35 protein-coding genes are annotated in these 24,642 nt (G+C 34.6%); 31 read left to right on the top strand and 4 right to left on the bottom strand.

Annotated elements, in window-relative coordinates:
- Window positions 1–499 precede the first annotated feature (499 nt).
- The 4 genes from rlmB to QWY99_RS02110 all read right to left on the bottom strand — a co-directional run bounded on the left by rlmB (window position 500) and on the right by QWY99_RS02110 (window position 7,804).
- A complete protein-coding gene (rlmB, locus tag QWY99_RS02095) occupies window positions 500–1,234 on the bottom strand; it encodes a 23S rRNA (guanosine(2251)-2'-O)-methyltransferase RlmB (RefSeq protein ID WP_290260419.1) in 735 nt (244 codons plus the stop codon).
- Between the two features lie 79 nt (window positions 1,235–1,313).
- A complete protein-coding gene (locus QWY99_RS02100) occupies window positions 1,314–2,903 on the bottom strand; it encodes a SusD/RagB family nutrient-binding outer membrane lipoprotein (protein ID WP_290260422.1) in 1,590 nt (529 codons plus the stop codon).
- An 11-nt stretch (window positions 2,904–2,914) separates the two neighbouring features.
- Complete coding sequence (locus QWY99_RS02105; protein WP_290260424.1) at window positions 2,915–6,046, bottom strand: SusC/RagA family TonB-linked outer membrane protein; 3,132 nt, start codon at window positions 6,044–6,046, stop codon at window positions 2,915–2,917.
- 84 nt (window positions 6,047–6,130) lie between these two features.
- Window positions 6,131–7,804 carry a BamA/TamA family outer membrane protein gene (locus tag QWY99_RS02110; protein WP_290260426.1) on the bottom strand — a complete coding sequence of 558 codons (1,674 nt, stop codon included), beginning with the start codon at window positions 7,802–7,804 and terminating at the stop codon, window positions 6,131–6,133.
- A 218-nt stretch (window positions 7,805–8,022) separates the two neighbouring features.
- Here QWY99_RS02110 and rpsL point away from each other — a divergent pair, with 218 nt between their 5' ends.
- The 31 genes from rpsL to QWY99_RS02265 all read left to right on the top strand — a co-directional run bounded on the left by rpsL (window position 8,023) and on the right by QWY99_RS02265 (window position 24,611).
- Complete coding sequence (rpsL, locus tag QWY99_RS02115) at window positions 8,023–8,406, top strand: 30S ribosomal protein S12 (RefSeq protein WP_022828353.1); 384 nt, start codon at window positions 8,023–8,025, stop codon at window positions 8,404–8,406.
- 22 nt (window positions 8,407–8,428) lie between these two features.
- On the top strand, window positions 8,429–8,905 hold the full coding sequence (gene rpsG, locus QWY99_RS02120) for a 30S ribosomal protein S7 (protein ID WP_007803600.1): 477 nt from the start codon (window positions 8,429–8,431) through the stop codon (window positions 8,903–8,905).
- A 10-nt stretch (window positions 8,906–8,915) separates the two neighbouring features.
- Complete coding sequence (fusA, locus tag QWY99_RS02125; protein WP_290260491.1) at window positions 8,916–11,072, top strand: elongation factor G; 2,157 nt, start codon at window positions 8,916–8,918, stop codon at window positions 11,070–11,072.
- 11 nt (window positions 11,073–11,083) lie between these two features.
- Window positions 11,084–11,389, top strand: coding sequence for a 30S ribosomal protein S10 (gene rpsJ / locus QWY99_RS02130; protein WP_011963470.1), 306 nt, complete (start codon window positions 11,084–11,086; stop codon window positions 11,387–11,389).
- A 153-nt stretch (window positions 11,390–11,542) separates the two neighbouring features.
- Entirely contained in the window at window positions 11,543–12,160 is a 618-nt protein-coding gene (gene rplC / locus QWY99_RS02135; RefSeq protein ID WP_035619642.1) for a 50S ribosomal protein L3, read from the top strand.
- Window positions 12,160–12,789, top strand: coding sequence for a 50S ribosomal protein L4 (rplD, locus tag QWY99_RS02140; RefSeq protein ID WP_290260647.1), 630 nt, complete (start codon window positions 12,160–12,162; stop codon window positions 12,787–12,789). The genes rplC and rplD overlap by 1 nt, the downstream gene beginning before the upstream one ends.
- Before the next feature lie 7 nt (window positions 12,790–12,796).
- Entirely contained in the window at window positions 12,797–13,087 is a 291-nt protein-coding gene (gene rplW, locus QWY99_RS02145) for a 50S ribosomal protein L23 (RefSeq protein ID WP_290260649.1), read from the top strand.
- Between the two features lie 9 nt (window positions 13,088–13,096).
- Window positions 13,097–13,921: a 50S ribosomal protein L2 gene (gene rplB, locus QWY99_RS02150; protein ID WP_035619640.1), complete on the top strand. Its 825-nt coding sequence runs from the start codon at window positions 13,097–13,099 to the stop codon at window positions 13,919–13,921.
- 7 nt (window positions 13,922–13,928) lie between these two features.
- A complete protein-coding gene (gene rpsS / locus QWY99_RS02155; protein ID WP_031456039.1) occupies window positions 13,929–14,207 on the top strand; it encodes a 30S ribosomal protein S19 in 279 nt (92 codons plus the stop codon).
- A gap of 6 nt (window positions 14,208–14,213) precedes the next feature.
- Window positions 14,214–14,627 carry a 50S ribosomal protein L22 gene (rplV, locus tag QWY99_RS02160; RefSeq protein WP_007803631.1) on the top strand — a complete coding sequence of 138 codons (414 nt, stop codon included), beginning with the start codon at window positions 14,214–14,216 and terminating at the stop codon, window positions 14,625–14,627.
- 5 nt (window positions 14,628–14,632) lie between these two features.
- Window positions 14,633–15,385: a 30S ribosomal protein S3 gene (gene rpsC / locus QWY99_RS02165; protein WP_290260740.1), complete on the top strand. Its 753-nt coding sequence runs from the start codon at window positions 14,633–14,635 to the stop codon at window positions 15,383–15,385.
- A 19-nt stretch (window positions 15,386–15,404) separates the two neighbouring features.
- Window positions 15,405–15,830 carry a 50S ribosomal protein L16 gene (rplP, locus tag QWY99_RS02170; RefSeq protein ID WP_007803637.1) on the top strand — a complete coding sequence of 142 codons (426 nt, stop codon included), beginning with the start codon at window positions 15,405–15,407 and terminating at the stop codon, window positions 15,828–15,830.
- A 13-nt stretch (window positions 15,831–15,843) separates the two neighbouring features.
- Window positions 15,844–16,035 carry a 50S ribosomal protein L29 gene (gene rpmC, locus QWY99_RS02175; protein WP_007803639.1) on the top strand — a complete coding sequence of 64 codons (192 nt, stop codon included), beginning with the start codon at window positions 15,844–15,846 and terminating at the stop codon, window positions 16,033–16,035.
- Between the two features lie 17 nt (window positions 16,036–16,052).
- Window positions 16,053–16,313, top strand: coding sequence for a 30S ribosomal protein S17 (rpsQ, locus tag QWY99_RS02180; RefSeq protein WP_129539790.1), 261 nt, complete (start codon window positions 16,053–16,055; stop codon window positions 16,311–16,313).
- A 2-nt stretch (window positions 16,314–16,315) separates the two neighbouring features.
- On the top strand, window positions 16,316–16,684 hold the full coding sequence (gene rplN / locus QWY99_RS02185; protein WP_007803649.1) for a 50S ribosomal protein L14: 369 nt from the start codon (window positions 16,316–16,318) through the stop codon (window positions 16,682–16,684).
- Between the two features lie 11 nt (window positions 16,685–16,695).
- On the top strand, window positions 16,696–17,010 hold the full coding sequence (rplX, locus tag QWY99_RS02190) for a 50S ribosomal protein L24 (RefSeq protein WP_035619636.1): 315 nt from the start codon (window positions 16,696–16,698) through the stop codon (window positions 17,008–17,010).
- Window positions 17,011–17,012: 2 nt separating this feature from the next.
- Entirely contained in the window at window positions 17,013–17,564 is a 552-nt protein-coding gene (rplE, locus tag QWY99_RS02195) for a 50S ribosomal protein L5 (protein ID WP_083694052.1), read from the top strand.
- Window positions 17,565–17,567: 3 nt separating this feature from the next.
- Entirely contained in the window at window positions 17,568–17,837 is a 270-nt protein-coding gene (gene rpsN / locus QWY99_RS02200) for a 30S ribosomal protein S14 (protein ID WP_007803655.1), read from the top strand.
- A gap of 76 nt (window positions 17,838–17,913) precedes the next feature.
- Window positions 17,914–18,312: a 30S ribosomal protein S8 gene (gene rpsH, locus QWY99_RS02205; RefSeq protein ID WP_195735572.1), complete on the top strand. Its 399-nt coding sequence runs from the start codon at window positions 17,914–17,916 to the stop codon at window positions 18,310–18,312.
- A gap of 18 nt (window positions 18,313–18,330) precedes the next feature.
- Window positions 18,331–18,873 carry a 50S ribosomal protein L6 gene (gene rplF / locus QWY99_RS02210; RefSeq protein WP_290260830.1) on the top strand — a complete coding sequence of 181 codons (543 nt, stop codon included), beginning with the start codon at window positions 18,331–18,333 and terminating at the stop codon, window positions 18,871–18,873.
- 11 nt (window positions 18,874–18,884) lie between these two features.
- Window positions 18,885–19,235 carry a 50S ribosomal protein L18 gene (rplR, locus tag QWY99_RS02215; protein WP_290260833.1) on the top strand — a complete coding sequence of 117 codons (351 nt, stop codon included), beginning with the start codon at window positions 18,885–18,887 and terminating at the stop codon, window positions 19,233–19,235.
- A gap of 3 nt (window positions 19,236–19,238) precedes the next feature.
- The gene (gene rpsE / locus QWY99_RS02220; RefSeq protein ID WP_085950271.1) at window positions 19,239–19,763 is read left to right on the top strand and encodes a 30S ribosomal protein S5; all 525 of its coding nucleotides are present in this window, start codon (window positions 19,239–19,241) and stop codon (window positions 19,761–19,763) included.
- Window positions 19,764–19,775: 12 nt separating this feature from the next.
- Window positions 19,776–19,958, top strand: coding sequence for a 50S ribosomal protein L30 (rpmD, locus tag QWY99_RS02225; protein ID WP_017495010.1), 183 nt, complete (start codon window positions 19,776–19,778; stop codon window positions 19,956–19,958).
- 11 nt (window positions 19,959–19,969) lie between these two features.
- Entirely contained in the window at window positions 19,970–20,422 is a 453-nt protein-coding gene (rplO, locus tag QWY99_RS02230; protein WP_290260839.1) for a 50S ribosomal protein L15, read from the top strand.
- Window positions 20,423–20,434: 12 nt separating this feature from the next.
- Window positions 20,435–21,781 (top strand): preprotein translocase subunit SecY, encoded by a 1,347-nt coding sequence (secY, locus tag QWY99_RS02235; RefSeq protein WP_290260841.1) that lies wholly within the window; start codon window positions 20,435–20,437, stop codon window positions 21,779–21,781.
- Window positions 21,782–21,788: 7 nt separating this feature from the next.
- The gene (infA, locus tag QWY99_RS02240; RefSeq protein ID WP_007136545.1) at window positions 21,789–22,004 is read left to right on the top strand and encodes a translation initiation factor IF-1; all 216 of its coding nucleotides are present in this window, start codon (window positions 21,789–21,791) and stop codon (window positions 22,002–22,004) included.
- Window positions 22,005–22,016: 12 nt separating this feature from the next.
- Window positions 22,017–22,133: a type B 50S ribosomal protein L36 gene (gene ykgO / locus QWY99_RS02245; protein ID WP_072945378.1), complete on the top strand. Its 117-nt coding sequence runs from the start codon at window positions 22,017–22,019 to the stop codon at window positions 22,131–22,133.
- Window positions 22,134–22,135: 2 nt separating this feature from the next.
- Window positions 22,136–22,510: a 30S ribosomal protein S13 gene (gene rpsM / locus QWY99_RS02250; protein ID WP_129539785.1), complete on the top strand. Its 375-nt coding sequence runs from the start codon at window positions 22,136–22,138 to the stop codon at window positions 22,508–22,510.
- Window positions 22,511–22,518: 8 nt separating this feature from the next.
- On the top strand, window positions 22,519–22,902 hold the full coding sequence (gene rpsK, locus QWY99_RS02255) for a 30S ribosomal protein S11 (protein ID WP_007803677.1): 384 nt from the start codon (window positions 22,519–22,521) through the stop codon (window positions 22,900–22,902).
- Between the two features lie 89 nt (window positions 22,903–22,991).
- Window positions 22,992–23,597: a 30S ribosomal protein S4 gene (rpsD, locus tag QWY99_RS02260; protein ID WP_035619621.1), complete on the top strand. Its 606-nt coding sequence runs from the start codon at window positions 22,992–22,994 to the stop codon at window positions 23,595–23,597.
- Window positions 23,598–23,618: 21 nt separating this feature from the next.
- Entirely contained in the window at window positions 23,619–24,611 is a 993-nt protein-coding gene (locus QWY99_RS02265) for a DNA-directed RNA polymerase subunit alpha (protein WP_008464329.1), read from the top strand.
- Window positions 24,612–24,642: the final 31 nt, after the last annotated feature.

Consider the following 24,642-nt stretch of genomic DNA (forward strand, 5'->3'; position numbering starts at 1 on the left):
CTTTATGATTCTCATATGTATATCTCAATTTAGATCTATTCCTCTCATTTTTCTTGAGGGTGTATTCCTTGATATTAGTTGTTGATCTTGTAGATGATTTTTTTGATCAAGAGATTAGGTGAAGTAAAATTTGTATCTGTTTTGCTTCCTTTATGTAGATTTTATAGGTCTATTAGTTTTAAGGAAATGACTTAAATTGTAATTAATATTGAGTAGTATTTTAGTTTCTTACTAAGATTTTTTATTGTTGTTGTGGGTATTGATATTTAGTTTCTGTTGAAATAGGAGAGGGTATGCTTAATTTGTCTTTTAGAAATTCTGCATTTTGTTAACTATAGAAACTACCTCGGGTTTACTATGAGGTGCTATTGACTTTTTTTATTCTCAAAAATATTATATGTTGTATGCATAGCAAAAAACCTATACTTGTAAAATCAATATTTACAAGTATAGGTTTTTATTAAACTATTAGAGAGTGATGTTTACTTTCTAAGATTATTTAGCTTCTTTGTCTAACAGTTTCATATAAGAATGCACCACAAGCAACAGAAACATTCAAAGAGCCAATAGTACCAAACATAGGTAATTTGGCTTTTTCGTCTACAATTTTAAGAACAGAAGGGTTAATACCTCTGTCTTCAGATCCCATGATGATTGCTAAAGGTTCGTTTAGTGATAAATCGTAAATGTTTTTATCTGTTTTTTCAGTTGCTGCAACGGTTTTTATTCCCGACCCTTGAAGGTAAAATACAGCATCTTTAATATGTTCTACTTTGCATATAGGTACGTTAAAAACGGCTCCAGCTGATGTCTTAACGGTATCTCCATTTACAGGAGCAGAACCCGCTTTTTGAACAATGATTCCGTTTACTCCAGTACATTCTGCAGTTCTAATAATGGCACCAAAATTTCGAGCATCAGATATTTGATCTAATATCAGGAATAATGGTTTTAATCCAGATTCTAGAGTCGATTCTACTAGATGCTCTATGTCGATAAAACCAATTGGAGATATGGTTGCGACAGCGCCTTGATGGTTATTTGGTGTTAAGCGATTTAGTTTTTCAACAGGTACATAAGAAAAATTAATATTAGCGCGTTTCATCACTTTCATTAAATCTTTCATTAACTCACCCGAAATTTCTTTTTGGATGAATACTTTGTCTACTTCTTTACCAGCTTGGATTGCTTCTATAATAGCTCTAATCCCAAATATTTGATGTTCTTTTTCCATAGTGCAAATATATAAAAAAACCACCAACTTTCGTTGGTGGTTTTTAATTGTATAGTGTCAAATAATACTTGAAATAATACTAGTTTTTATCCCAGATTAATTTTGTATCTAGTTTATCACCGCCCATGTTTTTAACTGCTTCATCATAGTTTGCACCATTTAAGTTAGCTGCGTTAGTAGGGTATGTTAAACGAGTAGGCATTTCTGTTAGGTTGTTTAATGCTTCAAAAGTATACGTGGTAACAGAACCTTCAGGAACATTTAAAGGATAGCTTTGTCCTGGTTTTAGTAAAGAAGATGGGAAGCCAGTTCTTCTGTATTCAGCCCAAGCTTCACCTGGTTGCATAAACAAAGCAAGGTATTTCTGAGTGATCACATTTTCTTTGTTTGCAGGAGCTACGGCTGCTAAATAGGTGTTTATTTTAGCACTAGCTACACCCCAACGTTCCATAGAAGCTTTAATACCGTTTTTGTAATTAGTATCGCTCCATCCGTTGTTTTCAGAAAGTAAAAACTCTACTTCTGCATATTCCATCAAAATTTCAGTATAATCTCTTCTTAATACATCAGAGCTCCAATATGAAGTATTAGGTGTCTGTGCTTCAACAGAAGAGTTTGGAATACCGTAAGGCATACCTATGTACTTTGTTAAGTCATCAGTTTCTGTGTAAGTTTTATCTCTAATAGCAACTAAACCTGCAGTATTTGGTGAAGCGTATTTTTGTAATCTTGGATCAACAATTCCGAAAACACCAATTTTTCCTTTTAATAAATCAACTAGCGTGTTCGTGATTTTGAAATCTGATCTAGCATCTGTGAAGAACCCTGTAAAAAAAGGAGATGGGAATACGTTGTTGTTTTCGTATTTTACACCTACGTTGTCACTATTACTTGTCATCACTCCAGAATCAATTGCTTCTGTAATATGAGTAGCAGCTCCAGGTATAACCCCGTTTACTCTCGTTGCAATACGTAAACGTAAGGAGTTAGCAAACTTTTTTAGTTTGTTAGCATCTCCACCAAAAAGGACATCTCCTTTTGTGAAAACTTTCTCGTTCAATACTAACATCGCAACAGATTCTTTCAATTCTTTTAGAATGTCTGTATAGATTTTTGCTTGTGAAGCAAATTTTGGTTCACTAATACCTTTGTCTAATTGTAATGCTTGAAAGTCTGGATCATTATTTCCGTATGAATAATAAGGAACATCTCCATAAGTATCTACTAATATCGAAAAAGTATAAGCTAACATTACTCTAGCAGCGGCAATTTGGTTATTTGTGTTACCATATACTGAGTTTTTTGCTGCTGTTACAGGGTTAGTATTAATATCGATTATTGTTTTGTAATCTTTAGCTGCTAAGTTCAAATCTCTGTAAAAATCATCTTTAGTCTCAATTCTAAATTTAAATCGGTCCTCTTCTGTGTAAGCAACTTGAGCGGAATACTGTACCCATGGCAATGCCAATCTTCCCGAAGGGAAAGAGCTTCTAGTATTGTCCATTATGAACTTATTGGTGTAGTTGAAAAGGCCGTAAGCAGGTACATTAATGATCTCTGGTCTATTTGGATCTTGGTTTAACTCTTCTAAGCCGTCACTACAGCTAACGGTAGTTGTCAGTAGGCCTAAAGCCATAACTGATAATAATGATATGAATATTTTTTTCATTTTGTCTTGTTTTAGAATTTTAATTCTAGATTCATTCCGTATGTTCTAGTTGATGGTAAAGAACCACCTTCTAGTCCTTGAACATTTCCACTGCCGTATGATGCTGTTTCTGGATCCATTCCTTTCCAATCTAGGTTCCATGTGAATAAATTTCTACCAAAAGCAGATAATTTAACTCCTGAAAAAGGTCCTGTGTATTTTGCAGGGAAGCTGTAAGAGAATATAACTTCTCTTAATTTGATGTAGTCAGAACTGAAAACATTCATTTTGTCTATGCCACCATAAAATGATTTAGCCCATTCTTGACCTGTTATAGATGTTGTGTTTGGAGCTCCAGCTTCTGTTACACCTTGGTTGATTGTCCCGTTTTCACGTATTCCATTTGCAGCACTCGCTTCAAGCATTCCAGAATACATTCCGAACATATGTGATGTTGAGAAGTAGTTTGCTCCTTTTTGCATGTCAAGTAAAGCACTTAGGCTGAAGTTTTTGTATTTGAATGTGTTTCTAAGACCCATATTGTAGTCAGGAGTAGTTGTACCAAGTGATTTTTGACCTGATGCTACATATAGACCGTCGGCTCCTACAATTTTGTTTCCTTTGTCGTCATAAGTGAAATCTGTTCCGAAAATTTGACCGTAAGGTTGTCCTACTACTGCATACAGTGAAGCTTGAAATGGTGCTTTTTGTATTAATAATGATTTTGCATCGCCAGCTAATTCCAATAACTTGTTTTCATTTTTTGCAAAGTTCCATGTAACATCCCATGAGAAATCTTGTGTTCTTATTGGGTTAACATTTATTGTTGTTTCAAAACCTCTGTTTTGTAATTTTCCAGCATTTTTAAATTCACTTGTGTTACCGGTACCATGGAAAACTTCTACCGGAGTAATTAAGTCTTCTGTTACAACGTCATAGTAAGATGCGTCAATACCAACTCTTCTGTTAAATAGGCTTAACTCTAGACCAACCTCTTTTGTCGTTTTTAATTCTGGCACTAAGTATTTGTTGTTAGCTTGGTCAGGATTACTGTATCTAGGGTTTCCTTGGAAAGGAGCTAATACGTCAGCGTAATTATCTAAGTTGTATGCTGTTGTAGCATTTCCAGCTTGAGCCCAACCTCCTCTTAATTTACCGTAGTTAAGCCATGAAGAGTTTTTCATTAATTCAGAAAAAACAAAACTACCTGTAATAGAAGCGTAATTTACATCTTTATATGTAGTACTAAACCAGTCGTTTCTGTCTGTAGCTTCTATGAAAAGCATATCGTTGTATCCAACAGATACAAATCCATAAATACTGTTTGTTTGGCTATTAGTTTGACTGTTTGTTGCTCTAGCAGTTTCAACACTGTTTGAAAGGTTGTAAAGGTTAGGTAAAGTAAGTCCGCCTACAGTTGTACCACTTAGCAATGTGTAATTGGACACTCTTTTGTTGATACCAACAAATGAATTGATACTGAATTTACCAAAACGTTTGTCGTAATGGATACGTCCTTCGTAGTTGAAGTCACTTAAAGTACGTGTAGTTGAAGAGTATTTTGGTTGAGCTTGTGACCCTATTGCTACTCTTTCGTCAATAGTTAAAGTATACGTATCACCATAAACGTTACCTACTAGGTATAAATCTGGTGTTATGTTATAAGTAAGTTTGGCATTACCATACAAACGATTTCTTTTGTCACTTGCAGTATTTTCATTAATAATCCAGTATGGATTATCTGAATATTTTGGAGTTCCATCATTCCAAGCAGTTCTATTCCAAGATCTTTGGCTTCCATCTGCTAATTTGTATTGTTTTAGATCATTAAAGTCTAGTTGTCTTTGTCCCCATTGATAGAATTTCTGTGGCAATGAATTGTCTCCATATCCTCCTTCAGGTCTGTTGAATCCTTTAGTCTGTACAAAAGTCATCATACCTTCAATTTTAAACTTCTCTCCAAGTTTAGAATTTGCGTTAATCGAAAAAGTATTTTTCTTAAGTGTAGAATTTGGTACAATACCTTCTGTTTGTTGGTTGCTGTATGAAAGTCTGAAATTACTGTCTTGAGTTGATGTTAAGTAAGCTAAAGAGTTTGTTTTAGTTGTACCTACTCTAAAGAATGAATCTACATCATTAGGAGAAGCTACCCATGATTTTTCTTTTAAATAATCATTTGCAAATTCTTTGTCAAATGCATTCCAAGGTAAGTATTTTAAATTTGGATCAAATTTAGGTCCCCAACTTTCATCAACTACATAGTTTGCAAGGTTATATGTTTTTCCGTCTATAACTTGTTTTCTCATAGTTGTTGATGAACCACCACCGTATAAATTTTGTAATTTTGGCATGATGTTAACAGATTCCATTGTAAGTCCTGTGTTGAAAGAAAATTCGCTTTTACCTCCTTTTTTCTTTCCTGACTTAGTAGTGTATAAGATTGCACCATTTCCTGCTCTACTTCCGTATAGCGCAGCTGCTGGTCCACCTTTTAGTACAGTTACAGATTCAATGTCGTCTGGGTTAATGTCTGCAGAAGCATCTCCGTAATCTCTACCTCCACTACCTCTTTGTGTTGCGGCAGTATTGTAGTTTCCGTTGTCTAATGGAATTCCATCAATTACAATAAGTGGTTTGTTTTCTCCTGTAACAGATCCAACACCTCTTAAGATGACTCTTGTAGAACCTCCCATTGTTGATGGTGCAGTAACTTGAAGACCTGCGATGTTTCCAGATAAAGCAGAAACAGCATTTGTTGTTCCACCTTCACTGATTATTTCACCTTTTACGTCTTGTGCAGAGTACCCAAGTGATTTTTTCTCTCTTTTGATCCCTAGGGCAGTTGTGATAACAACGCTTTCTAATTCTACTGAATCATCGGCTAGTTTCACGTTGATTACAGAAGAGCTTGCTGCTATTTCTTGGGTTTTCATCCCAATGTAGCTAAATACCAAAACTTGGCTAGAAGAAGCTTTGATAGAATATTTTCCGTCAAAATCGGTTTGTGTTCCAGTTTTAGTTCCTTTTATCAATACACTCACACCTGGTAAAGGCATGCCCGCATTGTCGGAAATAGTTCCTGAAACAACTCTTTCTTGCGCAAAAGTAAGTTGCGCGACTAGTACTAAGAACAGCACTAAGAATCCATTGAACTTTAGTTTCATTTTTAAATATTTTGAATTAGTATCGCAAAACTCACAATAAATTGTTAACTTTCCTAGTGAATAAATGGTTTTTTTTGTTAAACACTAAAATTTAACATTATAACTTATGTTTAAGATAGTGTTGTTTAATTGTAAATTTTGCGTCTTAGAGCTTCCGTTTGTCGCTGCGATTTTTAATAGTCCATTTGTAGTCTGTATTGTAAAGCCAACACCGATTCCTATTAATTTTTTGATTTCTTTTTGATTGATATCGTTTGTTAAGTCTTGGTATATACCGTAATCTGCTATAGAATTGACATAAAGGTTTTGTGATACTAAATATCTGTATTCTGTAAGAATTAAGGAATTGAAATTAGCTTGTAGACTATTTTCTGCAAAACCGCGAATAGAATTTATGCCTCCAAATCTTATTAATTCATTGACGATGTAGTTGTTGCTTTTTAAGATAAAATTTTGAGAATTTATGTTAATGTAATTTTTCTCGTTTATCTTGAGATTGTAATTTATGTTTAGTGAGTTGTAAAATTGCTTGCTGTTTTTTACAGTTTCAGGTTCGTTATTTGTATTTCTTTTTCCAAATCCGGCTGTGTAGTTTAGGTGTGCTTTTTCTGGAAATAGGGTGTTGTTGTAATTTGTTTTTTTATAATTATAGCTTATAGTGGTGTATGAGTTTTTGTAATCGCTAATTGTTGAGTTGTTTGTGTTTTGTATGTCGCTTGATTCAGTAGATTGGTATCCTAGGTATATTTTTGAGTTGTAGTTAATATAGTATCCAAGATTAATTGCGGTTTTGCTGTTTTGAAAAGTACTGTCTTGTTTAAAGATGTTTAATTGGGCTTTAATTCCTAAGGGTGTTTTAAAAATGTACGGAATCTCTAAACTTGTATTGAAAGTTTTTTGTTGGTTTCCGTCGCTTTTCCAGTAAAGGGAGAATTTTTCTCCAGCATGGAGTGTATTGAGTAAGGTGATATCTAGGTATCCGTTGAATGTTACTTTTTTGCTTTCGTTGTTTGTAAATCCAATGTATCCGTCAAATGTGTTTGCTTTTCTTTTTTCTATATAGGTATAGATTTTGGTTGAATCATTCGTAAAAAGAGCTTCGGGGTATTTAGTTTGAGATATAAATTCGTAATTGTTTATGTCTTGGTATAATTCTTTGATGGATTCTTGATTGAAGGTCTTGTTGGTGTATTTTTTGTTAAGCTGTTTTAAATGGCCTTTTGGGAATATTTTTGATTGGTTGTTTTGTGTGAAGTTTAATACGATCGAGTTTATCTCTCTTTTCTTTTCGCTTTTAACATCCAGATTGGCGTATAGGGTGTTTTTCTTTCGTTCGATGTTTGTTAGTTTTAGCTTTGTAAAAGAGTATCCTTGTTGTTCAAGTTGGTTCAGTTTTGTGTTTAATAAGGATTCGATTTCTTCGTATGGAATTATGAGAGTGTCTTTTTTAGTGCTAGAGAATACTTTTTTTAGTATTTTGTTTTCTCTGTTTATATGTATGTGTACGAAATTTATTTTTTCTTTTAATCTTAATTTGATTACGTATATGCTGTCGTTTACGCGGGTATTTGAGGTTATTTGGTTGTCTATGTAGCCTTTTGAGGTAAGCTTTTCTGTGAATGAGAGTATTTCCTCGCTAATTGATTTTATTGTTTTGTGTTTTTTTAAATAGGGGATGGAGTCTATGATTTTTTCTTCTAAATTATTTTCTCCGGCTATCTTTAATTCAAAATGTTGTGCTTTACAGTGTAAGCTCAAGGTTATTATTAGGAAAAAAGTTAAGAGTGTTTTCAAGTTTTAAAAGTGTTTTATTAAAATTAATGCAAATATCTAATCTTTGCGATTAAAAACATAAGGTTAAATAATCTTATTGAAAATTAATGCATTAACGTTTGCATAGTGAAAAATATTTTATACATTTGCAACCCCGTAAAAAGCGGGAATTTAATATACATAATAAATTTTTAGTATTAATTATGCCAACAATTCAACAATTAGTAAGAACAGGAAGAACTCAGATGACTAAGAAGAGTAAATCGGTTGCTTTAGATTCTTGTCCTCAAAGAAGAGGGGTTTGTACGCGTGTTTACACTACTACACCAAAAAAACCAAACTCTGCAATGCGTAAAGTAGCGCGTGTACGTTTGACAAATGGTAATGAAGTAAATGCTTACATCCCTGGAGAAGGACACAATTTACAAGAGCACTCGATAGTATTAGTTAGAGGCGGAAGGGTAAAAGATTTACCAGGTGTTAGATATCATATCGTTCGTGGAGCGCTTGACACGTCAGGAGTTGCAGGAAGAACGCAAAGAAGATCTAAGTACGGTGCTAAACGCCCAAAAGAAGCAAAAAAGTAATTTAAACTTTTAAAAAAAAGACATGAGAAAAAGAGCGGCAAAGAAAAGACCACTTTTACCAGACCCGAGGTTTAATGACCAGTTGGTAACGCGTTTTGTGAATAACTTAATGTGGGACGGTAAGAAATCTACAGCTTTTAAAGTATTTTATGATGCAATTGACATCATCGAATCTAAAAAGCAAGATTCAGAAAAATCATCATTAGAGATCTGGAAAGATGCCTTGACTAATGTTATGCCTCACGTAGAAGTACGTAGTCGTAGAGTTGGTGGAGCTACATTCCAAATCCCAATGCAAATCAGACCAGATCGTAAGATTTCTATGGCAATGAAGTGGTTGATACTTTATTCTAGAAGAAGAAATGAAAAATCTATGGCTCAAAGGTTAGCTTCAGAATGTTTAGCTGCGGCTAAAGAAGAAGGAGCGGCTGTTAAAAAGAGAATGGATACTCATAAGATGGCTGAAGCTAATAAAGCATTCTCTCACTTTAGATTTTAATTCATAAGAAATGGCTAGAGATTTAAAATATACAAGAAATATAGGGATTGCTGCGCATATTGATGCTGGTAAAACAACAACGACAGAGCGTATCCTTTTCTATACAGGGAAAACACATAAAATTGGAGAAGTGCACAATGGTGCTTCTACAATGGACTGGATGGAGCAAGAAGCGGAAAGAGGTATTACAATTACTTCTGCAGCTACAACTTGTGAGTGGAGTTTTCCAACTGAGCAAGGTAAGCCTTTACCAGAATCAAAACCATACCATTTTAATATTATTGATACCCCGGGTCACGTTGATTTTACTGTAGAAGTAAATCGTTCTTTACGTGTACTTGATGGGTTGGTTTTCTTGTTTAGTGCTGTTGATGGTGTTGAGCCTCAATCAGAGACTAACTGGAGACTAGCGGATCAATATAGAGTTCCTCGTATGGGATTCGTTAATAAAATGGATAGACAAGGTTCTAACTTTTTGAATGTATGTCAACAAGTTAGAGATATGTTGAAATCTAATGCAGTTGCAATCACTTTGCCAATTGGTGAAGAGAATGATTTCAAAGGTGTAGTTGATTTAGTTAAAAATCAAGCTATTATATGGCATGATGAGACTCAAGGAGCTACTTTTGATATTGTGCCTATCCCAGAGGATATGCTTGCAGAGGTAAAAGAATATAGATCTATACTTATCGAGGCAGTTGCTGACTACGATGAGAATCTTCTTGATAAATACATGGAAGATGAGAGTTCTATTACTGAAGAAGAGATTAATAATGCTTTAAGAGCTGCTACTATAGATATGGCAATCATCCCGATGCTTGCAGGTTCTTCTTTTAAAAATAAAGGAGTTCAATTTATGTTAGATGCTGTATGTAAGTACTTGCCATCTCCAATGGACAAAGAAGGTATTGAAGGAATTCATCCTGATGATGCTGAATTGTTAGAAGAAGATCAAAAGAAAATCATTCGTCGTCCAGATGTGAAAGAACCATTCGCTGCTTTGGCATTTAAAATTGCTACTGATCCTTATGTTGGTCGTTTAGCTTTCTTCCGTGCTTATTCAGGTCGTTTGGATGCTGGTTCATATATTTTGAACACTCGTTCTGGAAACAAAGAAAGAATTTCTCGTATCTATCAAATGCACGCTAATAAACAAAATCCTATCGAGTATATCGAGGCGGGTGATATTGGTGCGGCAGTTGGTTTTAAAGATATTAAGACTGGAGATACAATGTGTGATGAAAAACACCCAATTATTCTTGAGTCAATGAAATTCCCTGCACCGGTAATTGGTATTGCAATTGAGCCTAAAACTAAAGTGGATGTAGATAAAATGGGTATGGCTTTGGCTAAATTAGCTGAAGAAGATCCAACGTTTACGGTTAGAACTGATGAGGCTTCAGGGCAAACTATTATATCAGGTATGGGTGAGCTTCACTTGGATATCTTGATTGATCGTATGAAGCGTGAATTTAAAGTTGAAGTTAACCAAGGTGAGCCTCAAGTTGAATATAAAGAAGCTTTTACAAAAACTGCTACGCATAGAGAAACATATAAGAAGCAATCAGGAGGTCGTGGTAAATTCGGAGATATCGTATTTACACTTGGGCCAGCTGACGAAGTTGATGGTAAAGTTCCTGTAGGATTGCAGTTTGTTAATGCTGTAAAAGGTGGTAACGTTCCTAAGGAATATATCCCATCTGTAGAAAAAGGTTTCCGTGAGGCTATGAAAACTGGTCCTTTAGCAGGATACCAAGTGGATAGTTTAAAAGTAACTTTAACTGACGGATCTTTCCACCCTGTCGATTCTGATGCGCTTTCTTTTGAGCTTGCAGCTAGAATGGGGTATAGAGAAGTGGCTAAAGCTGCTGGAGCAGTAATTCTTGAGCCTATCATGAAAATGGAGGTTATTACACCAGAAGAAAACATGGGAGATATCGTAGGTGATATTAACCGTCGTAGAGGTCAGGTTAATGACATGGGTGATAGAAATGGTGCTAAAACTATCAAGGCTGATGTGCCTTTATCAGAGATGTTTGGTTATGTAACAACATTAAGAACGCTTTCATCTGGTAGAGCAACATCTACAATGGAATTTTCACACTACGCTGAAACACCTTCTAATATTTCGGAAGCAGTTATCAAAAAAGCAAAAGGAAACGCTTAATCTTTAAGAAAATGAGTCAAAAAATCAGAATAAAACTAAAATCTTACGATCACATGTTGGTGGATAAATCTGCTGAAAAGATTGTAAAAACAGTTAAGAGTACCGGTGCTGTTGTAACAGGTCCAATTCCGTTGCCAACACATAAAAAACTTTTCACTGTGCTACGTTCTCCGCACGTTAACAAAAAAGCGAGAGAGCAATTTGAAGTAATGTCATATAAGAGATTAATTGATATTTATTCATCTTCATCTAAAACTATTGATGCTTTAATGAAGCTTGAATTGCCAAGTGGAGTAGAAGTTGAAATCAAAGTTTAAGTAGTTCAAGAGTAAAAAAGGACGCTGTTTTTAAGCGAAAAATATTTTTTTGGTTTGTGTGTAAATAAGTTATACTTTTGCACCACTTAAAAAATAGGATTCGGTTAAAAGCTGCGTTCTATATTTATATTTAATAATTAATAATTAATATTTATGTCTGGGTTAATTGGTAGAAAAATCGGCATGACTAGCATCTTTGATGAAAACGGGAAAAACATTCCTTGTACAGTAATCGAAGCTGGTCCATGCGTTGTTACCCAAGTCAGAACCAAAGGTGTTGACGGGTACGAAGCGTTGCAACTTGGTTTCGATGACAAAAACGAGAAACATTCCACAAAAGCGGCTTTAGGTCACTTTAAAAAAGCTGGAACTGTAGCTAAGAAAAAAGTCGTTGAATTCCAAGATTTCGCAACAGAACAAAAATTAGGAGATCTTATTGATGTTTCTATTTTTTCTGAAGGAGAATTTGTAGATGTACAAGGTGTGTCTAAAGGTAAAGGTTTTCAAGGGGTTGTAAAACGTCACGGTTTTGGTGGTGTTGGTCAAGCAACTCACGGTCAACACAACCGTTTAAGAGCGCCAGGTTCTGTGGGAGCTTCTTCTTATCCATCTAGAGTATTCAAAGGAATGCGTATGGCTGGAAGAATGGGAGGAGACAATGTAAAAGTTCAAAACCTTAGAGTTTTAAAAGTAGTTGCTGAAAAGAACCTACTAGTTATAAAAGGATGTGTTCCTGGTCATAACAACTCTTATGTAATCATTCAGAAGTAATGGAAGTAAAAGTATTAGATTTCAACGGAAAAGATACTGGAAGAAAAGTTCAACTTTCTGATTCAGTATTCGCAATTGAACCAAATAATCACGCTGTATATCTTGATGTTAAGCAATATTTAGCAAATCAAAGACAAGGTACTCACAAGGCTAAAGAAAGAGCTGAAGTAGCAGGTAGTACACGTAAGATTAAAAAACAAAAAGGAACTGGTACTGCTCGTGCGGGTAGTATTAAAAACCCTTTGTTTAAAGGTGGTGGAACAGTTTTCGGACCAAGACCAAGAAGTTATTCATTCAAATTGAATAAAAACTTAAAGAGATTGGCAAGAAAATCTGCTTTCTCGATTAAAGCAAAAGAAGCAAGTATTGTTGTTTTAGAAGACTTTAATTTTGAAACGCCAAACACTAAAAATTTCATTAACGTTTTGAAAGCTTTAGGGTTAGAAAATAAAAAATCTCTATTTGTGTTGGGAGAGTCAAATAAAAATGTATATTTGTCCTCACGCAATTTGAAGGGTTCTAATGTTGTAAGTAGCTATGAATTAAGCACTTACGCTATTCTGAACGCTAACAATTTAGTGCTTTTAGAGAGTTCTTTAGAGGTAATTGAAGAAAATTTAAGCAAATAATAGGAATATGAGTATCATAATTAGACCTATAGTAACTGAAAAAGTAACCAAGGAAAGTGAAGTTTTAAATCGCTTCGGTTTTGTTGTTGACAAAAGAGCAAATAAAGTACAAATTAAGAAAGCTATTGAAGCTACTTATGGAGTAACTATTTTGAGCGTTAACACAATGAATGTAAGACCGGATAGAACTACAAAATACACAAAAAGTGGTTTGATCAGCGGAAAGACAAATGCAATCAAAAAAGCAATTGTTCAAGTACAAGAAGGAGAAACAATTGATTTTTACAACAATATCTAAGATAGAAAAATGTCAGTAAGAAAATTAAAACCTATTACCCCAGGTCAGCGATTTAGAGTTGTGAATGGTTATGACGCCATTACAACTGATAAGCCGGAACGCTCTTTGATAGCGCCGATAAAAAACTCTGGAGGTAGAAATAGTCAAGGAAAGATGACCATGCGTTATACGGGTGGTGGTCACAAGCAGAGATATCGTATTATTGATTTCAAACGTACTAAAGAAGGAATTCCAGCTACAGTGAAATCAATTGAGTATGATCCAAATCGTACTGCATTTATCGCTTTGTTAGCTTATGCTGATGGAGAGAAAACTTATGTTATTGCTCAAAATGGATTGAAAGTTGGTCAGAAATTAGTTTCTGGTCCAGAATCTCAACCAGAAATTGGTAATACATTGCCTTTAAGCAGAATTCCTTTAGGAACTGTTATTTCTTGTATCGAATTGAGACCAGGTCAAGGAGCTGTTATTGCTCGTTCAGCTGGAACATTTGCTCAATTGATGGCAAGAGATGGAAAATATGCTACAATTAAAATGCCATCAGGTGAAACAAGATTAATTTTGTTAACTTGTGCAGCTACAATTGGAGCAGTATCTAATTCAGACCACCAATTAGTTGTATCTGGTAAAGCAGGTAGAACAAGATGGTTAGGAAGAAGACCTAGAACAAGACCTGTTGCAATGAACCCTGTTGATCACCCAATGGGTGGTGGAGAAGGACGTTCTTCTGGTGGACATCCACGTTCAAGAAATGGAATACCAGCTAAAGGTTATAGAACTCGTTCTAAGAAAAACCCGAGTAACAAGTATATCGTAGAACGTAGAAAGAAATAATTAAGATATGGCACGTTCATTAAAAAAAGGACCTTTCGTTCATTATAAGTTAGACAAGAAAGTTCAAGAAAACATTGAAAGCGGTAAAAATGGAGTAGTAAAGACTTGGTCTAGAGCTTCTATGATTACTCCTGACTTTGTTGGACAAACTATCGCAGTTCATAACGGTCGTCAATTTGTACCAGTTTACGTAACAGAAAACATGGTAGGTCACAAATTAGGAGAATTTTCGCCAACTAGATCTTTTAGAGGTCATGCTGGAGCAAAAAATAAAGGTAAAAAATAAGAAGCAATGGGAGTTCGTAAAAGAGAAACAGCAGATGCGAGAAAAGAGGCTAATAAGTCTATTGCTTTCGCAAAATTGAATAACTGCCCTACTTCACCTAGAAAAATGCGCTTAGTAGCGGACTTGGTAAGAGGTCAGAAGGTAGAAAGAGCACTTAACATCTTAAGATTTAGTTCTAAAGAAGCTTCAAGAAAATTAGAGAAACTATTATTATCTGCAATCAATAACTGGGAGCAAAAAAATAGTGAAGGTAATTTAGAAGAAGCTGGATTATTTGTTAAAGAGATCAGAGTAGATGGTGGAATGATGTTAAAAAGACTTCGTCCAGCACCTCAAGGTCGTGCACACAGAATAAGAAAACGTTCTAATCACGTAACAATCGTGCTTGGAGCTATCAATAACACACAAAGCAATTCTTAAACAGCATGGGACAAAAGACAAATCCAATTGGAAATAGACTTGGTATCATCAGAGGGTGGGACTCAAACTGGTATGGTGGAAATGATTACGGTGATAAACTTGCCGAAGATCACAAAATCAGAAAGTATATCCACGCTCGTTTATCAAAAGCTAGTGTATCAAAAGTAATCATCGAGAGAACTTTAAAACTTGTAACCGTTACTATCACTACTGCTAGACCTGGTATTATTATCGGAAAAGGTGGACAAGAGGTAGACAAGTTAAAAGAAGAACTTAAGAAAATTACAGACAAAGAGGTTCAAATCAACATCTTTGAAATTAAAAGACCTGAATTAGATGCTTATCTTGTGGCGACAAGCATCGCGCGTCAAATTGAAAGTCGTATTTCTTACAGACGTGCAATCAAAATGGCTATTGCTGCTTCTATGCGTGTGAACGCTGAAGGTATCAAAGTTTTGATTTCAGGACGTTTGAATGGAGCTGAAATGGCACGTTCAGAAGGTTTCAAAGAAGGTAGAATTCCTCTATCAACTTTCAGAGCTGATATTGATTATGCACTTGCAGAAGCTCATACTACTTACGGTAGAATGGGAATCAAAGTGTGGATCATGAAAGGTGAAGTTTATGGAAAGAGAGATCTTTCTCCGCTTGCTGGAATGGATAAAAAACAAGCTGGTGGTGGAAAAGGTGGAGATGCTCCTCGTGGCAAATCTAACTTTAATAAAGGTTCAAAACCAGACGCTCGTAAAAGAAAGTAAATTTTTAAACTAAAGAAAAATGTTACAGCCTAAAAGAACAAAATACCGTAAGGTACAAAAAGGTAAAATGAAAGGTAACTCTCAAAGAGGGCATGAACTTTCTAATGGAATGTTTGGTATTAAATCTGTACATGAAGATGGAATGTTCTTAACTTCTCGTCAAATAGAAGCTGCGCGTATTGCTGCAACTCGTTTCATGAAGAGAGAAGGACAATTATGGATCAAAATATTTCCAGACAAACCAATCACTAAGAAGCCTCTTGAAGTACGTATGGGTAAAGGTAAAGGTGCAGTAGAATATTGGGCTGCAGTTGTTAAACCCGGAAGAATAATGTTTGAAGTTGGAGGAGTTCCTTTGTCAGTTGCAAAAGAGGCGTTACGTCTTGCAGCGCAAAAGCTTCCAGTAAAAACTAAGTTCGTTGTTGCTAGAGATTTCGAAGCATAATTTATAATATATTATGAAACAATCAGAAATAAAAGATCTTTCTGCAGCGGAGTTGCAAGAAAAACTTAGTCAAACTAAGAAGATATATGCTGACCTAAAAATGGCGCACGCTATTTCTCCAATTGAGAACCCACTTCAAATTAGAAGTGTAAGAAGAACAGTTGCAAGATTGGCTACAGAGTTAACTAAAAGAGAGTTACAATAATTGTATTCTGCTGAAAGATGGAAGAAAAAAGAAATTTAAGAAAAGAAAGAATTGGTGTTGTTACTTCAAATAAAATGGACAAGTCTATTGTTATTGCTGAAGTAAGAAAAGTTAAACACCCATTATACGGTAAGTTCGTGTTGAAAACAAAGAAATACGTTGCACACGACGAAACAAACGACTGTAACATTGGAGATACTGTAAGAATTAGCGAAACGCGTCCTTTAAGTAAATCAAAATGTTGGAGATTAGTTGAAATCTTAGAAAGAGCTAAATAATTATGGTACAACAAGAATCAAGACTAAAAGTAGCAGATAATACGGGAGCAAAAGAAGTTTTAACTATCCGTGTTTTAGGAGGTACCAAAAGAAGGTATGCCTCTGTTGGTGACAAGATTGTAGTTTCTATCAAAGATGCAACTCCAAACGGAAACGTTAAAAAAGGAGCTGTTTCAACTGCAGTTGTTGTACGTACCAAAAAAGAAGTGAGAAGAGCTGATGGTTCTTATATCCGTTTCGATGACAATGCATGTGTTCTTTTGAATGCTGCAGGAGAAATGAGAGGGACTCGTGTTTTTGGTCCGGTAGCAAGAGAACTTCGTGAAAAACAATTCATGAAAATTGTATCATTAGCACCAGAAGTGCTTTAATTCGTTTTAAGATGATAAAGCTAAAAATAAAATCAGGAGATATCGTAAGAGTAATTGCTGGAGACCATAAAGGTTCAGAAGGTAAAGTATTACGTGTTTACCGTGAGAAAAATAAAGCGATAGTTGAAGGTGTAAACATGGTTTCGAAACATACAAAACCAAGTGCTAAAAACCCTCAAGGTGGTATCGTTAAGAAAGAAGCTTCTATACAAATATCTAACATTTCACTAATTGATCCTAAAACTAAGGAAGCAACTAGAGTTGGTATTAGAGTAGAAGGAGATAAGAAAGTAAGATTTTCAAAAAAATCTAATCAAGTACTATAGTAATGGCATATACACCTAGACTAAAAGAAGAATATAAGAGTAGAGTAATCTCTGCTCTTAAAGAGGAATTCGGATATACAAACGTAATGCAAGTTCCAAAATTGGAAAAAATCGTTTTGAGCCGTGGAGTTGGTGCAGCTGTATCTGATAAAAAACTTATTGACTATGCAGTTGATGAGTTAACAAAGATCACTGGACAAAAAGCAGTATCTACTATTTCAAAGAAAGACGTTGCGTCATTTAAATTGAGAAAAGGGATGCCAATTGGTGCAAAAGTTACTTTGCGTGGAGAAAGAATGTATGAGTTTTTAGATAGACTTATTACTTCAGCTTTACCTCGTGTAAGAGATTTTAGTGGAATTAAAGCTACTGGTTTTGATGGTAGAGGTAATTATAACCTTGGAGTTTTAGAGCAAATCATTTTCCCAGAAATTGATATTGATAAAGTAAACAAAATTTCAGGAATGGATATTACTTTTGTTACAACTGCTCAGACAGACAAAGAAGCAAAGTCATTATTGACTGAATTAGGTTTACCTTTTAAAAAGAATTAAGACATGGCTAAAGAATCAATGAAAGCCCGCGAGGTTAAGAGAGAAAAAACGGTAGCAAAGTATGCTGAGAAAAGAAAAGCTTTGAAAGAAGCTGGAGATTTTGAAGGTTTACAAAAATTACCTAAAAATGCTTCACCAGTTCGTTTGCACAATCGTTGTAAATTAACAGGTAGACCAAGAGGGTATATCCGTCAATTCGGTATTTCACGTGTAACTTTCCGTGAAATGGCTAACAATGGATTAATTCCAGGTGTAAAAAAAGCCAGCTGGTAATATAAAAAGTTTATAAATTGATTAAAGGTTCAGGAAGCGAGTGCTTCCTGAAAACCATAATCGCAATCAAATACATATGTATACAGATCCTATTGCAGATTATTTGACGAGAGTTCGTAACGCTGTGGCTGCAAACCACAAAGTTGTTGAAATTCCTGCATCTAATCTAAAAAAAGAAATAACTAAGATCTTATTTGATCAAGGTTATATCTTAAGTTACAAATTTGAGGACAACGCTGTTCAGGGTTCAATCAAAATCGCTTTGAAGTATGATAAAGATACTAAAGAGCCGGTAATTAAAGATATCCAAAGAATTAGTAAACCAGGTTTGCGTAAATATGCAGGTGCTGCTAACTTACCTAGAATCCTTAACGGATTAGGAATTGCTATTGTTTCTACGTCAAAAGGTTTGATGACTGGAAAACAAGCTAAGCAATTAAATGTAGGTGGTGAAGTAATCTGTTACGTATACTAATTATAAAGACTATATAAGATGTCAAGAATAGGTAAAAATCCAATTGTAATCCCTGCTGCTACAACTGTTGAAGTTAAAGATGGTATTATTACAGTAAAAGGAAAGAATGGTCAACTTACTCAGGAGTTTTCGGACGTAACTGTTACAGTTGAAGGCGATCAAGTACTAGTTGAAAGATCGTCTGATCACAAAGATCACAGAGCAAAACACGGACTTTATAGATCATTAATCAATAACATGATTCTTGGTGTAAATGAAGGGTTTACTAAATCTTTAGAATTGGTTGGAGTAGGTTATAGAGCTTCAAATCAAGGACAAAAGTTAGATTTAGCTCTTGGATATTCTCACAATATTGTTTTAGAAATTGCTCCAGAAGTAGTTTTAGAGACAATATCTGAAAAAGGTAAAAACCCTATCGTAAAATTAACATCAATTGATAAACAACTTTTAGGTCAGGTTGCGGCAAAAATTAGAGGTTTCCGTAAGCCAGAACCATATAAAGGAAAAGGTGTTAAATTTGTAGGTGAAGTATTAAGAAGAAAAGCAGGTAAATCAGCTTAAAAAATAAGATTATGTCATTAACAAAATCTGATAGAAGACAGAGAATTAGATTCAGAATTAGAAAAACGATTAGTGGTTTCGCTACTAAACCAAGACTATCTGTATTTAGAAGTAACAAAGAAATTTACGCACAACTTATTGATGATGTAAATGGTGTTACTTTATTTGCTGCATCTTCAAGAGAAAAAGAAATAGGTAAAGGTACGAACGTAGAAGTTGCAAACGCAGTTGGAAAACTTGTTGCAGAAAAAGCGTTAAAAGCTGGGATAGATTCAGTAACTTTCGATAGAGGAGGATACTTATATCACGGTCGTATTAAATCATTAGCAGAAGGCGCAAGAGCGGCTGGACTTAAATTCTAATATATTATGTCTAAATACAAAAATGTAGAATTAGTAAAACCAAGTGGTCTTGAACTTAAAGATCGTCTGGTAAGTGTTAATCGTGTTACTAAAGTTACAAAGGGTGGTAGAGCTTTCGGTTTTTCTGCTATTGTAGTTGTAGGTGATGAAAATGGAGTTGTAGGACATGGATTAGGAAAATCTAAAGATGTTTCTGAAGCAATTGCGAAAGCAGTAGAAGATGCTAAGAAAAATTTAGTAAAAATTCCTTTGAATGGTCAATCAGTTCCTCACGAACAAAAAGGTAAATTTGGTGGTGCACGTGTATTCTTAATTCCTGCGTCTCATGGTACAGGAGTTATTGCTGGTGGAGCTGTTCGTTCAGTTCTTGAATCAGTAGGTATTCACGATGTATTATCTAAATCTCAAGGATCATCAAATCCTCATAACGTAGTTAAAGCAACTTTTGATGCTTTATTACAAATGAGAAGCGCTTATACTGTTGCAAAACAAAGAGGTGTTTCTTTAGAAAAAGTTTTTAAAGGTTAATTCAAGGAAATTATGGCTAAATTATTAGTAAAACAAGTAAGAAGCAAAATCAACTGTCCTCTTTCTCAAAAAAGAGGTTTGGAAGCTTTAGGTCTACGTAAAATGGGACAAGTTGTAGAGCATGATTCAAATCCTGCTATCCTTGGGATGATAAACAAAGTTAAACACTTAGTTTCTGTTGAAGAAGCTAAATAACAAATACTGTTATGAATTTAAGTAACTTACAACCAGCTGAAGGGTCAACGCACAATCAAAATAAAAGATTAGGTAGAGGAGAAGGTTCTGGAAAAGGTGGTACTTCTGCAAGAGGTCACAAAGGAGCAAAATCTCGTTCTGGTTATTCTAAAAAGATTGGTTTTGAGGGAGGGCAAATGCCACTTCAAAGACGTGTACCTAAGTTTGGTTTCACAAACATCAACCGTAAAGAATACGAAGGTGTAAATTTAGATACGCTTCAATTATTAGTAGACAATGGTATTATTACAGATTCTGTTGACATGACAGTTTATGTGGCTAATCGTCTAGCTACCAAAAATGAAATCGTTAAGATTTTAGGTAGAGGAGAATTGAAAGCAAAATTAAAAGTAACTGCTCACAAATTTACTGCTACTGCAAAAGCTGCTATTGAAGCTGCTGGTGGAGAAGTTGTAACAATATAATTTTTCTATTGTATGAAGAAATTTATTGAATCACTAAGTAATGTTTGGAAAATCGAAGAACTAAAAAATAGAATCTTAATCACTTTAGGACTTCTTTTGGTATATCGTTTTGGAGCACACGTTACGCTTCCTGGAATTGATGCAACGCAATTAACTGGATTAGCGGGACAAACAAAAAATGGTTTAGGATCTATTCTAGACATGTTCACCGGAGGTGCATTCTCTAAAGCTTCAGTTTTTGCTTTAGGTATTATGCCTTATATTTCAGCGTCTATTGTTGTACAGTTAATGGGAATTGCGATTCCGTATTTACAAAAACTTCAAAATGATGGGGAGAGCGGTAGAAAAAAAATTAATCAGATAACACGTTGGTTAACTATTGTAATTACATTAGTTCAAGGACCAACTTACATCTATAATTTATATAGAACATTACCTAGTAGTGCATTCTTACTAGGTTTTAATTCTTTTGAGTTTTTATTTTCTTCTGTGATAATTTTGGTTACAGGTACAATTTTTGCCATGTGGTTAGGAGAGAAAATTACAGATAAAGGTATTGGAAATGGAATTTCATTGTTGATTATGGTTGGTATATTAGCTCGTTTTCCACAAGCTTTTATTCAAGAATTTACAACCAGAGTTACCAATAACAATGGAGGACCAATGTTATTAGTTATTGAAATTATTGTTTGGTTATTAGTGATCATTTCTTGTGTACTGTTAATTATGGCAGTTCGTAAAATTCCTGTTCAATACGCTCGTCGTACAACTTCAGGTGATTATGAGCAAGATTTGATGGGAGGAAATAGACAATGGATTCCACTTAAGCTTAATGCTTCTGGGGTTATGCCAATCATTTTTGCACAAGCAATTATGTTTATTCCTGCAGCTGTAGCTGGATTATCAAAATCAGAAACATCACAATCTATTGTAGGTACTTTTAGCGATATGTTTGGATTCTGGTATAACTTTGTATTTGCAACATTAATTATTGTTTTTACATTCTTTTATACTGCAATTACAGTACCTACTAATAAGATGTCAGACGACTTAAAGAGAAGTGGTGGTTTTATTCCAGGTGTTAGACCAGGAGTTGAAACTTCAGACTATCTTGATAAAGTAATGTCTCTAATAACTTTCCCAGGATCTTTATTCCTTGCTTTGATTGCTGTTTTCCCAGCCATTGTTGTAAGTTTTATGGATGTACAACAATCTTGGGCAATGTTTTTTGGAGGTACCTCGTTAATAATTATGGTTGGGGTTGCAATAGATACTATTCAACAAATCAACTCATACTTGTTAAACAAACATTATGATGGTTTAATGAAGACTGGTAAAAATAGAAAAGCAGTAGCTTAATTTTTATATGGCAAAACAATCAGCAATAGAACAAGACGGATCAATCATTGAAGCATTATCAAATGCGATGTTCCGTGTAGAATTAGAAAATGGACATATTGTAATTGCTCATATTTCTGGAAAGATGCGTATGCATTATATCAAATTATTACCTGGTGATAAAGTGAAACTAGAAATGAGCCCTTACGACTTGTCAAAAGCAAGAATTACTTATAGATATTAAAGGATATTCACTATGAAAGTTAGAGCATCAGTAAAAAAGAGAAGTCCCGAGTGCATCATTGTGCGTAGAAAAGGGAGATTGTACGTAATAAACAAAAAGAATCCTAGATTTAAACAAAGACAAGGATAATTATGGCAAGAATAGCAGGGGTAGATATCCCAAAAAATAAGAGAGGTGTTATAGCACTTACCTATATCTTTGGATTAGGAAGAAGTAGAGCTATTGAGATTTTAGAAAAAGCTCAAGTAAGCCAAGATAAAAAAGTTCAAGAGTGGAATGATGACGAGATCGGAGCAATTCGTGAAGCTGTATCATCTTTTAAAATTGAAGGAGAATTACGTTCTGAAGTTTCTTTAAACATCAAACGTTTAATGGATATTGGTTGTTATAGAGGTATCCGTCATAGATCTGGTCTTCCATTAAGAGGGCAAAGAACTAAAAACAACTCTAGAACAAGAAAAGGTAAAAGAAAAACTGTTGCTAACAAGAAAAAAGCAACTAAATAATAAGTAATATGGCTAAAGCAACTGCAAAAAAACGTAAAGTTATCGTTGAATCAACGGGTGAAGCTCATATTTCTGCCACTTTCAACAACATTATCATTTCTTTGACTAATAAGAAAGGTGAAGTTATTTCTTGGTCTTCAGCTGGTAAAATGGGTTTCAGAGGTTCTAAAAAGAATACTCCGTACGCAGCTCAAATGGCAGCAGAAGATTGTAGTAAAGTAGCTCTTGAGGCAGGACTTAAAAAAGTTAAGGTTTATGTAAAAGGACCAGGAAACGGACGTGAGTCTGCTATCCGTTCTATTCATAACGGTGGAATTGAAGTTACAGAGATTATCGATGTTACTCCAATGCCTCACAACGGATGTCGTCCTCCTAAAAGACGTAGAGTTTAATACTCAAAAATTATAGTATAACCTAGATTGAAAATAGATTATCGAAGGATAAGACCTGAATTCATAATCTCAATCTTAAACAATTTAAAATGGCAAGATATACTGGTCCAAGCACAAGAATCGCTCGTAAATTTGGCGAAGCAATCTTCGGAGATGACAAATCTTTCGAAAAAAGAAATTACCCACCTGGACAACACGGGATGGCTAAAAAAAGAGGAAAAAAATCTGAGTACGCTGTTCAGTTAATGGAAAAGCAAAAAGCTAAATATTCTTATGGAATTTTAGAAAAACAATTCAGAAATTTATTCGAAAAAGCATCAGCTACTAAAGGAGTTACTGGTGAGGTTTTATTACAATTATGTGAAGCAAGACTTGATAATGTAGTTTTTAGAATGGGTATTGCTCCTTCTAGAAGAGGTGCACGTCAAATCGTATCTCACAGACACGTTACTGTAAACGGTGAAGTTGTTAATATTCCTTCTTACCACCTTAAGCCTGGTGATAAAGTTGCTGTTCGTGAAAAATCTAAATCTTTAGAAGCTATCGAACGTTCTTTATCTAATTCAAGTCATGTTTATGAGTGGATTACTTGGAACAATGATCTTAAAGAAGGAACTTTTGTTTCTGTACCTGCGAGACTTCAAATTCCAGAAAACATTAAAGAACAATTAATCGTAGAGTTGTACAACAAATAATAATTGACTTAGTCGAAATTTATGGCAATATTTAATTTTCAAAAGCCCGATAAAGTTATCATGATCGATTCAACCGATTTTGAAGGTAAATTCGAATTTAGACCTTTAGAACCTGGTTATGGATTGACTGTTGGTAATGCACTTAGAAGAGTTTTGCTTTCAGCATTAGAAGGTTATGCAATTACATCCGTTCGCATTGAAGGTGTAGATCATGAGTTTTCTACTATCTCAGGTGTTGTTGAAGATGTTACCGAAATTATCCTTAATCTTAAGCAAGTTCGTTTCAAACGCCAAATTGAAGATATCGATAATGAATCAGTTACTATTTCTGTTTCTGGTAAAGATCAATTAACAGCAGGTGATTTTCAAAAATTTATTTCAGGTTTTCAAGTTCTGAATCCAGACCTTGTTATCTGTAATTTAGATAGTAAAATTAAACTGAATTTCGATTTAACGATCGAAAAAGGTAGAGGATACGTTCCTGCTGAGGAGAACAAAAAACAGAATGCTGCAATTGGAACTATTTTTACAGATTCAATTTTTACTCCGGTAAAAAATGTAAAATACGCAATTGAAAACTTCCGTGTTGAGCAAAAAACAGATTACGAAAAATTAGTTTTTGAAATTAAAACTGATGGTTCTATTAATCCTAAAGATGCCCTTACTGAAGCTGCTAAAGTTTTAATTCACCACTTCATGTTATTCTCTGACGAAAGAATTACACTCGAGGCTGACGAAATTGCACAAACAGAATCGTATGATGAAGAGTCATTACATATGAGACAATTGCTTAAAACTAAGCTTGTTGATATGGATTTATCTGTGAGAGCATTAAATTGCTTGAAAGCGGCTGAAGTTGATACACTTGGTGATTTAGTATCGTTCAATAAAAATGACCTAATGAAATTCCGTAATTTTGGTAAAAAATCTTTAACTGAACTTGATGAACTTGTTGCAGTAAAGAATTTAACTTTCGGAATGGATTTAGCTAAATACAAACTAGATAAAGAATAATCTAATTCGCTTAGGCGAGTTAAATTTAACA

Origin of the sequence: Flavobacterium branchiarum (assembly GCF_030409845.1) — a bacterium.
Taxonomy (GTDB): Bacteria; Bacteroidota; Bacteroidia; order Flavobacteriales; family Flavobacteriaceae; genus Flavobacterium; species Flavobacterium branchiarum.

Coding starts and splice junctions, on each gene's coding strand:
- secY (WP_290260841.1), top strand. CDS start 20,435: ATGAAGAAATTTATTGAATCACTAAGTAATGTTTGGAAAATCGAAGAA.
- rplN (WP_007803649.1), top strand. CDS start 16,316: ATGGTACAACAAGAATCAAGACTAAAAGTAGCAGATAATACGGGAGCA.
- rplF (WP_290260830.1), top strand. CDS start 18,331: ATGTCAAGAATAGGTAAAAATCCAATTGTAATCCCTGCTGCTACAACT.
- fusA (WP_290260491.1), top strand. CDS start 8,916: ATGGCTAGAGATTTAAAATATACAAGAAATATAGGGATTGCTGCGCAT.
- rplX (WP_035619636.1), top strand. CDS start 16,696: ATGATAAAGCTAAAAATAAAATCAGGAGATATCGTAAGAGTAATTGCT.
- rpsC (WP_290260740.1), top strand. CDS start 14,633: ATGGGACAAAAGACAAATCCAATTGGAAATAGACTTGGTATCATCAGA.
- rplB (WP_035619640.1), top strand. CDS start 13,097: ATGTCAGTAAGAAAATTAAAACCTATTACCCCAGGTCAGCGATTTAGA.
- infA (WP_007136545.1), top strand. CDS start 21,789: ATGGCAAAACAATCAGCAATAGAACAAGACGGATCAATCATTGAAGCA.
- rplD (WP_290260647.1), top strand. CDS start 12,160: ATGGAAGTAAAAGTATTAGATTTCAACGGAAAAGATACTGGAAGAAAA.
- rplP (WP_007803637.1), top strand. CDS start 15,405: ATGTTACAGCCTAAAAGAACAAAATACCGTAAGGTACAAAAAGGTAAA.
- rplV (WP_007803631.1), top strand. CDS start 14,214: ATGGGAGTTCGTAAAAGAGAAACAGCAGATGCGAGAAAAGAGGCTAAT.
- rpmD (WP_017495010.1), top strand. CDS start 19,776: ATGGCTAAATTATTAGTAAAACAAGTAAGAAGCAAAATCAACTGTCCT.
- rpsN (WP_007803655.1), top strand. CDS start 17,568: ATGGCTAAAGAATCAATGAAAGCCCGCGAGGTTAAGAGAGAAAAAACG.
- rpsM (WP_129539785.1), top strand. CDS start 22,136: ATGGCAAGAATAGCAGGGGTAGATATCCCAAAAAATAAGAGAGGTGTT.
- rpsL (WP_022828353.1), top strand. CDS start 8,023: ATGCCAACAATTCAACAATTAGTAAGAACAGGAAGAACTCAGATGACT.
- rlmB (WP_290260419.1), bottom strand. CDS start 1,234: ATGGAAAAAGAACATCAAATATTTGGGATTAGAGCTATTATAGAAGCA.
- QWY99_RS02100 (WP_290260422.1), bottom strand. CDS start 2,903: ATGAAAAAAATATTCATATCATTATTATCAGTTATGGCTTTAGGCCTA.
- rplR (WP_290260833.1), top strand. CDS start 18,885: ATGTCATTAACAAAATCTGATAGAAGACAGAGAATTAGATTCAGAATT.
- rpsQ (WP_129539790.1), top strand. CDS start 16,053: ATGGAAGAAAAAAGAAATTTAAGAAAAGAAAGAATTGGTGTTGTTACT.
- rplC (WP_035619642.1), top strand. CDS start 11,543: ATGTCTGGGTTAATTGGTAGAAAAATCGGCATGACTAGCATCTTTGAT.
- rpsH (WP_195735572.1), top strand. CDS start 17,914: ATGTATACAGATCCTATTGCAGATTATTTGACGAGAGTTCGTAACGCT.
- rplW (WP_290260649.1), top strand. CDS start 12,797: ATGAGTATCATAATTAGACCTATAGTAACTGAAAAAGTAACCAAGGAA.
- ykgO (WP_072945378.1), top strand. CDS start 22,017: ATGAAAGTTAGAGCATCAGTAAAAAAGAGAAGTCCCGAGTGCATCATT.
- QWY99_RS02265 (WP_008464329.1), top strand. CDS start 23,619: ATGGCAATATTTAATTTTCAAAAGCCCGATAAAGTTATCATGATCGAT.
- rpsK (WP_007803677.1), top strand. CDS start 22,519: ATGGCTAAAGCAACTGCAAAAAAACGTAAAGTTATCGTTGAATCAACG.
- rpmC (WP_007803639.1), top strand. CDS start 15,844: ATGAAACAATCAGAAATAAAAGATCTTTCTGCAGCGGAGTTGCAAGAA.
- rplE (WP_083694052.1), top strand. CDS start 17,013: ATGGCATATACACCTAGACTAAAAGAAGAATATAAGAGTAGAGTAATC.
- QWY99_RS02105 (WP_290260424.1), bottom strand. CDS start 6,046: ATGAAACTAAAGTTCAATGGATTCTTAGTGCTGTTCTTAGTACTAGTC.
- rpsG (WP_007803600.1), top strand. CDS start 8,429: ATGAGAAAAAGAGCGGCAAAGAAAAGACCACTTTTACCAGACCCGAGG.
- rpsD (WP_035619621.1), top strand. CDS start 22,992: ATGGCAAGATATACTGGTCCAAGCACAAGAATCGCTCGTAAATTTGGC.
- rpsJ (WP_011963470.1), top strand. CDS start 11,084: ATGAGTCAAAAAATCAGAATAAAACTAAAATCTTACGATCACATGTTG.
- rplO (WP_290260839.1), top strand. CDS start 19,970: ATGAATTTAAGTAACTTACAACCAGCTGAAGGGTCAACGCACAATCAA.
- rpsS (WP_031456039.1), top strand. CDS start 13,929: ATGGCACGTTCATTAAAAAAAGGACCTTTCGTTCATTATAAGTTAGAC.